Source organism: Bordetella petrii (assembly GCF_020991325.1).
Lineage (GTDB): Bacteria > Pseudomonadota > Gammaproteobacteria > Burkholderiales > Burkholderiaceae_B > Bordetella_A > Bordetella_A petrii_E.
Genome location: NZ_JAJMLX010000106.1, coordinates 1 through 13,969, shown reverse-complemented (window position 1 = coordinate 13,969; position 13,969 = coordinate 1). Strand labels below are relative to the sequence as shown.

Sequence of the window (13,969 nt, the reverse complement as noted above, 5' to 3'; positions counted from 1 at the left end):
GGCGGGCGCCGCCGCCTGCGCTTGCGGCTGCGGCTGCGGCGACTGCACCTGCTGTTCCGGCGATTGTGCCTGCTGGACCGGCGGCGACGACGCGGGCTCTGAATAAGTAATGACTTCTTCCGGACTGTTGGTCAACCGTCCCCACCAGTAGGCCGAGACGGCCAGGGTGGCGATACCCAGCAGCAATACCCGCAGCACGGATCGCAGATTGCCGGGGCGCGCGGCGCCCACGGCCTCGTCGGCAGCCATCGGCGCCATGCGCGGGTCTTCCGCCGGCGCCGAGGACGCAGCGTAGCTTGCCTGGGGCAGGGCCAATGACTCCGCGTATGCGCGGATAGTCTGCGGACGGTCGGCAGGCGCCAGGGCCAGGCCAGCATCGATCGCCGCCAGGAACTGCGGGTCGTACTTGTTCAGTCCAAGTTCCGTCAGCGGACGGTACGACTCGGCTATCCGGCGTTCGGGCGCCGCCGGAGGACGCTGGCCGCTAACCAGCGAATACACCACGGCGCTCAACGCGTAGATATCCGTCCAGGGGCCGCGCGGCCATTCGGAGGCTTCGGTATACAGCTCGAAGGGAGCATAGCCGGGCGTGAGCGCCTGGGCATCCACGGGCCGGGCATAGCCGGAAAGCGCCATCAGATGCGCCCTGCCGGTTTCGTCCATGCCGACCGAGTGCACGGAGATGTCGCCACAGACGCGGCCTTCCTGGTGCAGCTTTTCAAGAACGGGAATCAGCTCGACGATGATGCGCTGGATGCGGGTTTGCGGCACCCCACCGGCGGTGGTTGCGGCAATGGCGCTCAACGGCCGGTGAGCAAGGGGCGCGGCGCCGGCAAAGGGGCCGCGGGGCGATGAAAAGCCGGGGGACGAAAACATGACCACAAGACTGGAAATGGGCAGGTAACCATTCACCTGTACGACGGCGTTCGATTCTGGCGCAAGCGGGGCTGGTAAGTTTACTGAAGTTACCTTTTATAACTGGAACTATCAGTAAGAAGCATATTTATTGCGCCGCAGCATGCGCTATTGATTCATTCAGCGGATATTATCCGAGCATCCGTCCGGCTTCATTTCACAATAGCTACGCCCGGAACAGGATGTGACTCCCTTCTTTCCACAGGAATAGGCTGACCCCTTCATGAAGACTCGTGCTTTCCTGCCCTCTGTTGTTTGCCTTCTGGCGTTGCTGGGAGGCTGCGCCGGTATGGGCACCTCGGCGGAAGCTCCGCCCACGCAAGCCGCGCAAGACGCCATGCAGCAGCTACGTGACCAGTATGCCGCCGGACAATACGGTACCGTCATCCGTACCGTAGCCACGTCGGGCGACCTTGCCTCGGCACCCAAGTCGATGCGAGTCGAAGCCTACAAATTGCAGGCTTTCAGCTACTGCGTACGCGACTACGCGCAACTGTGCGAAGACACCTTCGTACGTATTTTGCAATTGGATTCAAGCTTCACACTGGCCCCGAACGAAGCTGGCCACCCTCAATGGGGCCCGGTGTTTACCGCGGCGCAAGCCCGCGCCGGCAAGTAGGCGCGCTGCGCCGGCCTTCAGGGCCGGCAACAGGCAAGAAAACGGCCGCTGAACATTCACCGGCCGTTTTTTGGATGCTGGCTGGCCCCACAGGGCCAGCCTCACCCGCCAGGGGCGGAACAGGCCTTTACTCGGCCTGGTCCTCCTGGTTCGCGCCAGGCTGCGGCGCTTCGGCATCGACCGTGACCGGCGCATCTTCGAACGGATTGGCCAGTTGGCGCGCGGCTTCGCGCTCGGCCGCTTCCAGCGCCTCTTTGTCCTTGCGGGCGATGTGGTAAGCCAAGCCGGTACCGGCGGGAATCAGGCGGCCGACAATCACGTTTTCCTTCAGGCCACGCAGATCGTCGCGCTTGCCCATGATGGCGGCTTCGGTCAGGACACGCGTGGTTTCCTGGAACGAAGCAGCCGAGATGAACGAATCGGTCGACAGCGAGGCCTTGGTGATGCCCAGCAGCACGTTGTCGTACGAAGCCGGACGCTTGCCATCGGCGGTGACACGGTCGTTCTCGTTCAACAGCTCGGAACGCTCGACCTGCTCGCCCGGGATGAACTCGGCATCGCCCGCGTCGACGATGTTCACACGGCGCAGCATCTGACGAACAATCACTTCGATGTGCTTGTCGTTGATCTTCACGCCCTGCAGACGGTAAACATCCTGCACTTCGTCGACGATGTAGGTCGCCAGCTTCTCGATGCCTTGCAGGCGCAGGATGTCGTGCGGATCGGCCGGGCCGTCGACGATCATTTCGCCCTTGTTCACCACCTGGCCGTCGTGCACCAGCACCTGCTTTTCCTTGGGAATCAGGAACTCGTGGCTGACGCCTTCCAGGTCGGTGATGACAAGGCGCTGCTTGCCCTTGGTGTCCTTGCCGAACGAAACCGTGCCCGTCACGTCGGCCAGCATGCCGGCGTCTTTGGGAGAGCGGGCTTCGAACAGCTCGGCCACACGCGGCAGGCCACCGGTGATGTCGCGGGTTTTTTGCGATTCTTGCGGAATACGCGCCAGCACCTCACCCACCGAAACCTGCTGGCCGTCGCGCACCGTGATCAGCGCGCCCACCGGGAACGAGATGTTCACCGAGTGGTCGGTACCGGCGATCTTGACGTCTTCGCCGTTGTCGTTGACCAGCTTGATCTGCGGACGCGTAATGACCTTGCCGCTGCGCGTCTTGGGCGTAATGACGACCAGGGTCGACAGGCCGGTGATTTCGTCCAGCTGCTTGGCCACGGTGACGCCTTCTTCGATGTTCTCGAAGCGCACCGCGCCGCCGTATTCCGACACGATGGGACGGGTCAGCGGATCCCAGGTGGCAAGGCGGGTACCCGCCTTGACGGCTTCGCCGTCGCCCACCAGCACGGTGGCGCCGTACGGGATCTTGTGGCGTTCGCGTTCGCGGCCATTGTCGTCGTAGATGGCCAGTTCACCGGAACGCGAGATCGCCACCCGTTCGCCCTTGGCGTTGGTGACATAGCGCATGGTGCTGGCAAAGCCGACCTTGCCGTTGGACTTGGTTTCAACCGCGCTGGCCAGGGCCGAACGCGATGCCGCGCCACCGATGTGGAACGTACGCATGGTGAGCTGCGTGCCCGGTTCGCCGATCGACTGCGCGGCGATGACGCCCACCGCCTCGCCGACGTTGACGTGCGAGCCACGGCCCAGGTCGCGGCCATAGCAGTGCGCGCACAGGCCATGGCGCGTTTCGCAGGTCAGCGGCGTGCGCACCTTCACTTCGTCGACCCCGATGCGATCGATCAGGTCGACCAGGTCTTCGTCGAGCAGCGTGCCGGCGGCAATTGCCGTTTCCTGCGTGCTGGGATCCACTACGTCGATGGCGGCAACACGGCCCAGGATGCGGTCGCGCAGCGGTTCGATGACCTCGCCGCCTTCGACCAGCGCCTTCATGGAATAGCCCTGGCTGGTGCCGCAATCGTCTTCGGTAATGACCAGGTCTTGCGTCACGTCGACCAGGCGACGGGTCAGGTAACCCGAGTTCGCCGTCTTCAGCGCGGTATCGGCCAGGCCCTTACGCGCGCCGTGGGTGGAAATGAAGTACTGCAGTACGTTCAGGCCTTCGCGGAAGTTCGCGGTAATGGGCGTCTCGATGATGGAGCCGTCCGGCTTGGCCATCAGGCCGCGCATGCCGGCCAGCTGGCGGATCTGGGCGGCCGAACCGCGGGCACCCGAGTCGGCCATCATGTAGATCGAGTTGAACGATTCCTGGCGCACTTCCTCGCCGTGGCGGTTCACCACGGGCTCGGTGGCCAATTGTTCCATCATCGCCTTGCCGACCTTGTCGCTGGCCTTGCCCCAGATGTCCACAACGTTGTTGTAGCGCTCCTGGGACGTGACCAGACCCGACGAGTACTGCTTATCGATTTCCTTCACTTCACGGCTGGCTTCGGCCAGGATGCTTTCCTTGGCCTTGGGAATCAGCATGTCACCCATGGCGATGGAGATACCGCCGCGGGTGGCCAGGCGGAAGCCCGACTGCATCAGCTTGTCTGCGAAGATCACCGTGTCGCGCAGGCCGCAGCGGCGGAACGACTGGTTGATCAGGCGCGAGATTTCCTTCTTCTTCAGCGCCTTGTTCAGCACCGTGAAGGGCAGGCCCTTGGGCAGGATCTCGGACAGCAGCGCGCGGCCCACCGTGGTTTCATGACGGCGCAGCACCGGCTGGAAATCGCCGTTGTCGTCACGCTCGTACTCGGTCAGGCGCACGGTGACACGCGACTGCAGCTCGACTTCGCCGTTGTCGTAGGCACGCTGCACTTCGGCCACGTCGGTGAAGAAAATGCCTTCGCCGCGGCCGTTGATGCGCTCACGCGTGGTGTAGTACAGGCCCAGCACGATGTCCTGCGACGGCACGATCGACGGTTCGCCGTTGGCCGGGAACAGCACGTTGTTCGACGCCAGCATCAGCGTGCGCGCTTCCAGCTGGGCTTCCAGCGACAGCGGCACGTGCACAGCCATTTGGTCGCCGTCGAAGTCGGCGTTGAACGCCGCGCAAACCAGCGGGTGCAGCTGGATGGCCTTGCCTTCGATCAGCACCGGCTCGAACGCCTGGATGCCCAGGCGGTGCAGCGTGGGCGCCCGGTTCAGCATGACCGGGTGTTCGCGAATGACTTCTTCCAGAATGTCCCACACCACCGGTTCCTGGCTTTCGACCAGTTTCTTGGCGGCCTTGATGGTGGTGGCCAGGCCCATCATTTCCAGGCGATTGAAAATGAAAGGCTTGAACAGTTCCAGCGCCATCAGCTTGGGCAGGCCGCACTGGTGCAGCTTGAGCTGCGGGCCCACCACGATGACCGAACGGCCCGAGTAGTCGACGCGCTTGCCCAGCAGGTTCTGGCGGAAGCGGCCGCTCTTGCCCTTGATCATGTCGGCCAGCGACTTCAGCTGGCGCTTGTTGGCGCCCGTCATGGCCTTGCCGCGACGGCCGTTGTCCAGCAGCGAATCAACGGCTTCCTGCAGCATGCGCTTTTCGTTGCGCAGGATGATTTCCGGCGCCTTCAGTTCCAGCAGGCGCTTGAGGCGGTTGTTGCGGTTGATGACGCGGCGGTACAGGTCGTTCAGGTCGGACGTGGCAAAGCGGCCGCCATCCAGCGGCACCAGCGGACGCAGGTCCGGCGGCAGCACGGGCAGCACTTCCATGACCATCCATTCGGCCTTGATGCCCGACTTCTGGAAGCCTTCCAGCACCTTCAGGCGCTTGGAGATTTTCTTGATCTTGGCTTCCGAGCTGGTGGCCTTCAGTTCGCCGCGCAGCGTTTCCACTTCGCGATCGATGTCGATGGTGCGCAGCAGTTCACGCACGGCTTCCGCACCCATCAGGGCACGGAAGTCGTCGCCGTATTCCTCGGTCTTGGCGAGGAAGTCGTCGTCGGACATGATCTGGCCGCGCTTGAGCGGGGTCATGCCGGGTTCGATGACGCACCAGGCTTCGAAGTACAGCACGCGCTCGATGTCGCGCAGCGTCATGTCGAGCACCATGCCCAGGCGGGACGGCAGGCTCTTCAGGAACCAGATATGCGCGACCGGGCTGGCCAGCTCGATGTGGCCCATGCGCTCGCGGCGCACCTTGGCCACCGTGACTTCGACGCCGCACTTTTCGCAGATGACGCCGCGATGCTTCAGGCGCTTGTACTTGCCGCACAAGCACTCGTAGTCTTTGATCGGCCCGAAGATCTTCGAGCAGAACAGGCCGTCACGCTCGGGCTTGAACGTACGATAGTTGATGGTCTCGGGCTTGCGGACTTCGCCGTAAGACCACGAACGGATTTTCTCGGGCGAGGCGATGCCGATCTTGATGGCATCGAACTGCTCGTCTTGCGAGACTTGCTTGAAGAGGTCGAGTAGCGCTTTCATCAGTTACGCTCCAAATCCATGTCCAGGGCCAACGAGCGGATTTCCTTGACCAGCACGTTGAACGATTCCGGCATGCCGGCATCGATGACGTGGTCGCCCTTGACGATGTTTTCGTATACCTTCGTGCGGCCGGTGATGTCGTCGGACTTCACCGTCAGCATTTCTTGCAGGGTGTAGGCGGCGCCGTATGCTTCCAGCGCCCACACTTCCATTTCCCCGAAACGCTGGCCGCCGAACTGTGCCTTGCCGCCCAGGGGCTGCTGCGTCACCAGCGAGTACGGGCCGGTGGAACGCGCGTGCATCTTGTCGTCGACCAAGTGGTGCAGCTTCAGGTAGTGCATGTAGCCGATGGTGACCGGGCGCTCGAACTTCTCGCCGGTGCGGCCATCGTACAGCCATGCCTGGGTGCGCGATTCGGTCAACTGCATGCGCTGGGCGACTTCATCCGGGTAGGCCAGCTCGAGCATGGTGCCGATTTCTTCCTCGGTGGCGCCGTCGAACACCGGCGTCGCGAACGGCACGCCGTTCTTGAGGTTCTGGGCCAGTTCCATGACTTCGTCATCGGTCAGGTTGTCGACCTGCGCACCGCTGCCGGTGGTGTTGTACACCTTGTCCAGGTAGGCGCGCACAGTCTTGACCTGCGCCGTGCGCTCGTCGCGCAGCATGTCGGCGATGCGATGGCCCACGCCCTTGGCGGCCCAGCCCAGGTGCACTTCCAGCACCTGGCCCACGTTCATCCGCGAGGGCACGCCCAGCGGATTCAGCGCGATGTCGGCAGGCGTACCGTCGGCCATGTGCGGCATGTCTTCAACCGGGGTGATGCGCGACACCACGCCCTTGTTACCGTGACGGCCGGCCATCTTGTCGCCAGGCTGCAGGCGGCGCTTGACGGCCAGGTAGACCTTGATCATCTTGAGCACGCCCGGGGGCAGCTCGTCGCCCTGCGTGAGCTTCTTGCGCTTTTCTTCGAACGCCAGGTCGAACTGGTGACGCTTCTGTTCGAGCGATTCCTTGGCCTGTTCCAGCACCACGGCATTGGGCTCATCAGCCAGGCGGATGTCGAACCACTGCCAGCGGTCCAGGTCGGCCAGGTAGGCCTTGGTAATGCTGGCACCCTTGGCCAGCTTGCGCGGGCCGCCGTTGACCGTCTTGCCCACCAGCAGCTTCTCGATACGGTCGAACTGGTCGTTCTCGACGATGCGCAGCTGGTCGTTCAGGTCTTGGCGGTAGCGGCGCAGCTCATCGTCGATGATGGACTGGGCGCGCTTGTCGCGCACGATGCCTTCGCGCGTGAACACTTGCACGTCGATGACGGTGCCGACCATGCCCGAAGGCACGCGCAGCGAAGTGTCTTTCACGTCGGAGGCTTTTTCACCGAAGATGGCGCGCAGCAGCTTTTCTTCCGGCGTGAGCTGGGTTTCGCCCTTGGGCGTGACCTTGCCCACCAGCACATCGTCGGCCGCCACTTCGGCGCCGATGTAGACGATGCCCGAATCATCCAGGCGGTTCAGCTGGGTCTCGGCCAGGTTGCTGATGTCGCGGGTGATTTCCTCGGGTCCGAGCTTGGTGTCGCGCGCCACGACCGTCAGTTCCTCGATGTGGATCGAGGTATAGCGGTCATCGGCCACGACTTTTTCGGAGATCAGGATCGAGTCTTCGAAGTTGTAGCCGTTCCAGGGCATGAACGCGATCAGCATGTTCTGGCCCAGGGCCAGTTCACCCAGGTCGGTGGACGCGCCATCGGCCAGCACATCACCCTTGGCAACCTTGTCGCCACGCTTGACGATGGGACGCTGGTTGATATTGGTGTTCTGGTTGGAACGCGTGTACTTGATCAGGTTGTAGATGTCCACGCCCACTTCGCCAGCGACGTTTTCTTCGTCGTTGACGCGGATCACGACACGCTCGGCGTCGACGTGGTCAACCACGCCGCCACGCAGCGCCTGCACGGTGGTGCCCGAGTCGACCGCCACGGTGCGTTCGACACCGGTGCCCACCACGGGCTTTTCGGGGCGCAGGCAGGGTACGGCCTGGCGTTGCATGTTGGCGCCCATCAGCGCGCGGTTGGCGTCGTCGTGCTCGAGGAACGGAATGAGCGATGCCGCCACCGAGACGATCTGCGAGGGCGCAACGTCCATGTAGTGCACGTTGGCCGGCGCGGTCAGCATGGTTTCGCCCGCTTCGCGGCAAGCCACCAGGTCGTCGACGAAACGGCCTTCGTCGTCGAGCGCGGCGTTGGCCTGCGCGATGACATAGTTGCTTTCCTCGATGGCCGACAGGTAATCGATCTGGTCGCTGACCTTGCCGTCGATGATCTTGCGGTAGGGCGTTTCCAGGAAGCCGTACTCGTTCAGGCGGGCGTACAGCGCCATGGAGTTGATCAGGCCGATGTTCGGGCCTTCCGGCGTTTCGATCGGGCACACGCGGCCGTAGTGCGTGGGATGCACGTCGCGCACTTCAAAACCGGCGCGTTCGCGGGTCAGGCCGCCCGGGCCCAGGGCGGAAACACGCCGCTTGTGCGTGATTTCCGACAGGGGGTTGGTCTGGTCCATGAACTGCGACAGCTGGCTCGAACCGAAGAACTCCTTGATGGCGGCCGAGATCGGCTTGGAGTTGATCAGGTCGTGCGGCATCAGGTTTTCGGTCTCGGCCTGGCCCAGACGCTCCTTGACGGCGCGTTCCACGCGCACCAGGCCGGCGCGGAACTGGTTCTCGGCCAGTTCGCCCACGCAGCGCACGCGGCGGTTGCCCAGGTGATCGATGTCATCGATCTGGCCGCGGCCGTTGCGCAGCTCGACCAGCACCTTGATGGTTTCAAGGATGTCTTCGTTGGTGAGCGTCATGGGGCCGGTGATGTCTTCACCACGGCCCAGGCGGCTGTTGACCTTCATGCGGCCCACGCGCGACAGATCGTAGGTTTCTTCGCTGTAGAACAGACGCTGGAACAGCGCTTCGACGGCGTCTTCGGTGGGCGGTTCGCCCGGGCGCATCATGCGGTAGATGGCCACGCGCGCGGCCATCTGGTCGGCCGTCTCGTCGGTGCGCAGGGTTTGCGAGATGTACGGACCACGATCGAGATCGTTGGTGTACAGCGTCTGGATGTCGTGCACGTTGGCGGCGCGCAGGGCGTTAAGCACGCTTTCGGTGATCTCGTCGTTGGCATGCGCCACCACTTCACCGGTGTCGGCATCGACGATGTTCTTGGCCAGCACGCGGCCGTACAGGAATTCTTCGGGCACCGAGATGCGCTGGATGCCGGCATTGGCCATGTCGCGCAGATGCTTGGCGTTGATGCGCTTGTCTTTCTCGACGATGACGTTGCCATCACGGCCGGCGATGTCGAAGCGCGCCATCTCGCCTTTCCAGCGCTCGGGCACGAACTCGATCATGCCGCCTTCGCTCTTGATCTCGAAATTGTCGAAATCGAAGAAGTGCGCCAGGATCGATTCGGGCGTCATGCCAATGGCCTTCAGCAGAATCGTCACGGGCATCTTGCGGCGACGGTCGACGCGGAAGAACAGGACGTCTTTCGGGTCGAATTCGAAGTCCAGCCACGAGCCGCGGTAGGGAATCACGCGGGCCGAGAACAGCAGCTTGCCAGAGCTGTGCGTCTTGCCGCGGTCGTGCTCGAAGAACACGCCCGGCGAACGGTGCAGCTGCGAAACGATGACACGCTCGGTGCCATTGATGACGAACGAACCGGTGCCGGTCATGAGCGGAATTTCGCCCATGTAGACTTCCTGTTCCTTCACTTCTTTGATGGTGGGCTTGCTGACTTCGCGGTCCAGCAGCACCAGGCGAACCTTGGCGCGCAGCGGCGACGCGTAGGTCAGGCCGCGTTGCTGGCATTCCTTGACATCGAACACCGGCTCGCCCAGCACATAGCTGACGAACTCCAAGCGCGCCATTCCGTTATGGCTGACGATCGGGAAAATCGACGAAAACGCCGCCTGCAGGCCATCGCTGGCCCGTTCGGACGGAGAGGTATCCGCCTGCAGGAAAGTTAGGTAGGATTGCAGCTGTGTCGCCAGCAGGAAAGGAACGTTTTGAACGTCTTCACGCTTGGCGAAGCTTTTGCGGATGCGCTTTTTTTCGGTGTACGAGTAAGGCATGAGCACTCCGACTCGAGGTTGCATGGGCCGTCAACCACGGCCCCAGGTGATACGACTCCAGAAAACCCCTCTGTAAAGGTCACCCTGCCAGCAGGGGTTTCCTGGAAACGCAAAAGCCCGGGGACTGCAAACTGCGCTGTCCCCGGGCAGATGACGCAAGGTTTTACTTGACTTCGACCTTGGCGCCAGCTTCTTCCAGCTTCTTCTTGGCGGCTTCGGCGTCAGCCTTGGCAACGCCTTCCTTGACGGGCTTCGGCGCGCCGTCGACCAGGTCCTTGGCTTCCTTCAGACCCAGGCCGGTCAGTTCACGCACGGCCTTGATGACGCTCACCTTGTTGGCGCCGGCTTCAGCCAGAACCACGGTGAATTCGGTTTGCTCTTCGGCAGCGGCGGCAGCGCCACCGGCAGCGGGAGCAGCCACAGCCACAGCGGCGGCAGCAGCCGACACGCCAAACTTCTCTTCCATTTCCTTGATCAGCTCGGACAGCTCGAGCACGGTCATGCCAGCGATGGCGTCAAGGATTTCAGCTTTGCTAAGTGCCATTTTTCAGAACTCCAGAATTGGATAAATGCCAGGTTGGGTGTCGCTCGGTCGTTCAGCGAATTCCGCGGGCGGTGGCTTACGCCGCCGCCTTCTGGTCGCGCACGGCGGCGAGGCCACGGGCGAACTTGGTCGGAACTTCGTTGAGCGTACGCACAAATTGCGCGATGGGGGCTTGCATGGTGCCCAGCAGTTTCGACAGCAACTCTTCGCGCGAGGGCATGGTGGCCAGGGCCTTCACGCCTTCTTGGTTCAACAGGTTGTTGGGCAGCGAGCCCGCCTTGATGACCAGCTTGTCGTTGCTTTTCGCGAAACCTGCGAGGACCTTGGCCGCCGAGACCGGATCTTCGCTGATGCCATAGATCAGCGGACCGGTCAGTTGCTCGGACAACGGCTCGAAAGCCGTGCCGGCAACCGCACGACGGGCCAGCGTGTTCTTCAGAACACGCAGGTACACGCCCGATTCACGCGCAGTTTTGCGCAGTACGGTGACAGAGGCGACGTCCAGACCACGATACTCGGCGATAACGATCGACTGGGCCTTGGCAACAGCTGCCGAGACTTCTTCGATCACCACCGCTTTCTCTTGACGATTGAGACTCACGGTTTGAACACTCCATCAAAAGACGCCTGGGACCGGATGGCCTTGCGCGTCAACCGAATGCGGCGCCTGGTTGAGTTCTTCGGGTAAAGAATTCTTCCTGGGGACGCCGTCTACGCTGGATCCGAACCGGACCGGCTTCGGGATTAAGCGGGGTGCCTGCGATACAGCTGCGGGCAACCTGCTCCAGCGGTCTTTGACAGCAGCATCCGGTGTGACCCGGATGCGGCCCAAAGTACGTTTTGCCGTGGCGAATTAATTCGCCGACAGCGAAGCTACTTCCACGCGCGCACCGCCGCCCATGGTGGACGAGACAGCGAGCTTGCGCAGATAAATACCCTTGGCAGCGGTGGGACGGGCCTTTTGCAGGGCGTCGACCAGCGCGGCCAGGTTGGTTTGCAGTTGTTCCACGCCAAACGAGGCGCGGCCGATGGTGGCGTGAATGATGCCCGCCTTGTCGGTACGGTACTGGACCTGGCCAGCCTTGGCGTTTTTCACGGCCGTGGCGACGTCGGGGGTCACGGTACCGACCTTGGGGTTCGGCATCAGGCCGCGGGGGCCCAGCACTTGACCCAGGGCGCCCACGACACGCATCGTGTCGGGCGAGGCGATGACCACGTCGAAATCGATCTGGCCGCCCTTGATGCGCTCGGCCAGGTCGTCCAGGCCGACGATGTCGGCGCCGGCGGCGCGCGCGGCTTCAGCCTTGTCGCCCTGGGCGAACACGGCCACGCGGACGCTCTTGCCGGTACCGGCGGGCAGCACCACGGAACCACGAACCAGCTGGTCGGATTTCTTGGGGTCGATACCCAGTTGCACGGCCACGTCGATGGACTCATCGAACTTGGCGGTGGCGGTTTCCTTGACCAGGGTCAGGGCTTCGGCCACGGGGTACAGCTTGGTGCGATCAATTTTCTGGGCGATAGCGGCGGCGCGCTTGGACAGTTTTGCCATGATTAGATCCCCTCAACCGTGATGCCCATGCTGCGGGCGCTGCCAGCGATCGTGCGAACGGCGGCTTCCAGGTCGGCCGCGGTCAGATCGGGTTCTTTGGTCTTGGCGATTTCTTCAGCCTGGGCGCGCGTCAGCGTACCGACCTTGTCGGTATGCGGCTTGGACGAGCCCTTTTGCACGCCGGCGGCCTTCTTGATGAGGACCGTCGCGGGCGGGGTCTTCATGATGAAGGTGAAGCTCTTGTCGGCGAAGGCAGTGATCACCACCGGAATCGGCAGACCGGGCTCCATGCCCTGGGTCTTGGCGTTGAACGCCTTGCAGAATTCCATGATGTTCAGGCCACGCTGACCCAGCGCCGGGCCAATCGGGGGAGAGGGGTTTGCCTTACCAGCCGGTACTTGCAGCTTGATAAAGCCGACGATCTTCTTCGCCATGCTTTGCTCCTTACGGGTTCAAACGCCTGCCGCCATGGGCCACGGGCTCCCCGGGGTTGAAAATCAGGTCTTTTCGACCTGGCTGAAATCGAGTTCGACAGGCGTGGCGCGACCGAAAATGGTAACGGACACACGCACCTTGCTCTTTTCGTAGTTGACTTCTTCGACGTTGCCGTTGAAGTCTGCAAACGGACCTTCTTTCACGCGAACCATCTCGCCCACTTCGAACAGGATCTTGGGGCGAGGTTTCTCGACACCCTCTTCCATTTGGGAGAGGATTTTCTCGACTTCCTTTTCGGAAATCGGCGTGGGACGGTTGCCCGAGCCACCCAGAAAGCCGGTGACACGGTTGGTATTCTTGACCAGATGCCAGGTTTCGTCGGTGAGATCCATCTCGACCAGGACGTAACCCGGGAAAATGCGACGTTCACTGATGGACTTCTGGCCGCCTTTCATTTCGACGACCTCTTCGGAAGGCACCAGGATGCGGCCGAACGACGTCTGCAGGCCCGCGCGCTCGATGCGCTCGTTCAAGGCCTTGTGGACGCTTTTTTCCATGCCCGAATACACATGGACGACATACCAGCGTTTACTCATTCGGCGTCCTTATTTCCAGCCCAGCAGCAGGCCGTAGAGTATCCATTCGATGCCCTTGTCGAGCACCCACATCAGTATGCCCATGACCGCGACAAACGCGAACACGATCCCGGTCATCTGGGTGGTTTCCTTGCGGGTGGGCCAGGAAACGCGCTTGGCTTCGTTGTACGACTCGCCCGCGAAGCTCAGGGTACGGCGGCCGGGCTCGCTAGCCCAGGCGATCAGGGCAGCAACCACCAGGCCGCCAATGAACACGCCAATGCGGACAGCCATGGGCTGGGCGCTAAGCACCGAGAAACCCACGATGCCAGCAATAATAACGAGCACTGCCAGGCCCAGCTTGATGCGGTCGGCGGTACTGGTTACGGTTTCTACGCTGGTATTAGACATTTTGCGACGCGAGCCGGCCGTGAATGCGCGACTGGCGGTGATCTCCCGGCGGGTTTAAGAGCGAGCGGGGTTGATGGCAAACAGGGCCAAGTTGGATACGACGTTGACCAAAAATGTGGCAGGGGCAGTAGGAATCGAACCTACAACCTTCGGTTTTGGAGACCGACGCTCTGCCAATTGAGCTATACCCCTAAAACTCTTGCGAGCGATGTATGGCAACTTGCGGAACCATACATAGTACTACTTTTCCGACAAACATGGGAAGCGGGCCCGAAACCGGGCCGGCTTCCCCTTGCACAGCATCCGCCTTAGGCGATGATCTTTGCGACGACGCCGGCGCCGACGGTACGACCGCCTTCACGGATGGCGAAGCGCAGACCTTCTTCCATGGCGATCGGAGCCAGCAGCTTGACCGTCATCGACACGTTGTCGCCCGGCAG

General features: G+C 62.4%; 10 protein-coding genes, 1 tRNA gene and 1 pseudogene. 1 reads left to right on the top strand and 11 read right to left on the bottom strand.

Annotated elements, in window-relative coordinates; all coding sequences use genetic code 11:
• A partial coding sequence (locus LPZ50_RS12505; protein WP_230661815.1) for a hypothetical protein occupies positions 1 to 876 on the bottom strand: 876 nt, incomplete at its 3' end.
• A 262-nt stretch (positions 877 to 1,138) separates the two neighbouring features.
• On the opposite strand from LPZ50_RS12505, the gene LPZ50_RS12500 reads away from it, so the two are divergent.
• Positions 1,139 to 1,534, top strand: coding sequence for a TssQ family T6SS-associated lipoprotein (locus tag LPZ50_RS12500; protein ID WP_230661814.1), 396 nt, complete (start codon positions 1,139 to 1,141; stop codon positions 1,532 to 1,534).
• A gap of 127 nt (positions 1,535 to 1,661) precedes the next feature.
• Here LPZ50_RS12500 and rpoC read toward each other — a convergent pair whose 3' ends face one another.
• From rpoC to LPZ50_RS12450, 10 genes and pseudogenes are all read right to left on the bottom strand, one after another.
• Complete coding sequence (rpoC, locus tag LPZ50_RS12495) at positions 1,662 to 5,900, bottom strand: DNA-directed RNA polymerase subunit beta' (protein ID WP_230661813.1); 4,239 nt, start codon at positions 5,898 to 5,900, stop codon at positions 1,662 to 1,664.
• Positions 5,900 to 10,012 (bottom strand): DNA-directed RNA polymerase subunit beta, encoded by a 4,113-nt coding sequence (gene rpoB, locus LPZ50_RS12490; protein WP_230661812.1) that lies wholly within the window; start codon positions 10,010 to 10,012, stop codon positions 5,900 to 5,902. Before rpoB ends, rpoC begins: the two co-directional genes overlap by 1 nt.
• Before the next feature lie 163 nt (positions 10,013 to 10,175).
• Complete coding sequence (gene rplL / locus LPZ50_RS12485; protein ID WP_230661811.1) at positions 10,176 to 10,556, bottom strand: 50S ribosomal protein L7/L12; 381 nt, start codon at positions 10,554 to 10,556, stop codon at positions 10,176 to 10,178.
• 76 nt (positions 10,557 to 10,632) lie between these two features.
• Positions 10,633 to 11,157, bottom strand: a complete 525-nt coding sequence (gene rplJ, locus LPZ50_RS12480) for a 50S ribosomal protein L10 (RefSeq protein WP_012251784.1) — start codon at positions 11,155 to 11,157, stop codon at positions 10,633 to 10,635.
• Between the two features lie 252 nt (positions 11,158 to 11,409).
• Positions 11,410 to 12,108 (bottom strand): 50S ribosomal protein L1, encoded by a 699-nt coding sequence (rplA, locus tag LPZ50_RS12475; protein ID WP_230661810.1) that lies wholly within the window; start codon positions 12,106 to 12,108, stop codon positions 11,410 to 11,412.
• 2 nt (positions 12,109 to 12,110) lie between these two features.
• Entirely contained in the window at positions 12,111 to 12,542 is a 432-nt protein-coding gene (gene rplK, locus LPZ50_RS12470; RefSeq protein ID WP_230661809.1) for a 50S ribosomal protein L11, read from the bottom strand.
• 63 nt (positions 12,543 to 12,605) lie between these two features.
• Positions 12,606 to 13,139 carry a transcription termination/antitermination protein NusG gene (gene nusG, locus LPZ50_RS12465; RefSeq protein WP_012251787.1) on the bottom strand — a complete coding sequence of 178 codons (534 nt, stop codon included), beginning with the start codon at positions 13,137 to 13,139 and terminating at the stop codon, positions 12,606 to 12,608.
• 9 nt (positions 13,140 to 13,148) lie between these two features.
• On the bottom strand, positions 13,149 to 13,529 hold the full coding sequence (gene secE / locus LPZ50_RS12460) for a preprotein translocase subunit SecE (RefSeq protein WP_230661808.1): 381 nt from the start codon (positions 13,527 to 13,529) through the stop codon (positions 13,149 to 13,151).
• A 116-nt stretch (positions 13,530 to 13,645) separates the two neighbouring features.
• Positions 13,646 to 13,721 (bottom strand) — tRNA-Trp (locus LPZ50_RS12455).
• A gap of 116 nt (positions 13,722 to 13,837) precedes the next feature.
• Positions 13,838 to 13,969 (bottom strand): annotated as a pseudogene (locus tag LPZ50_RS12450) (elongation factor Tu); the annotation flags it as partial.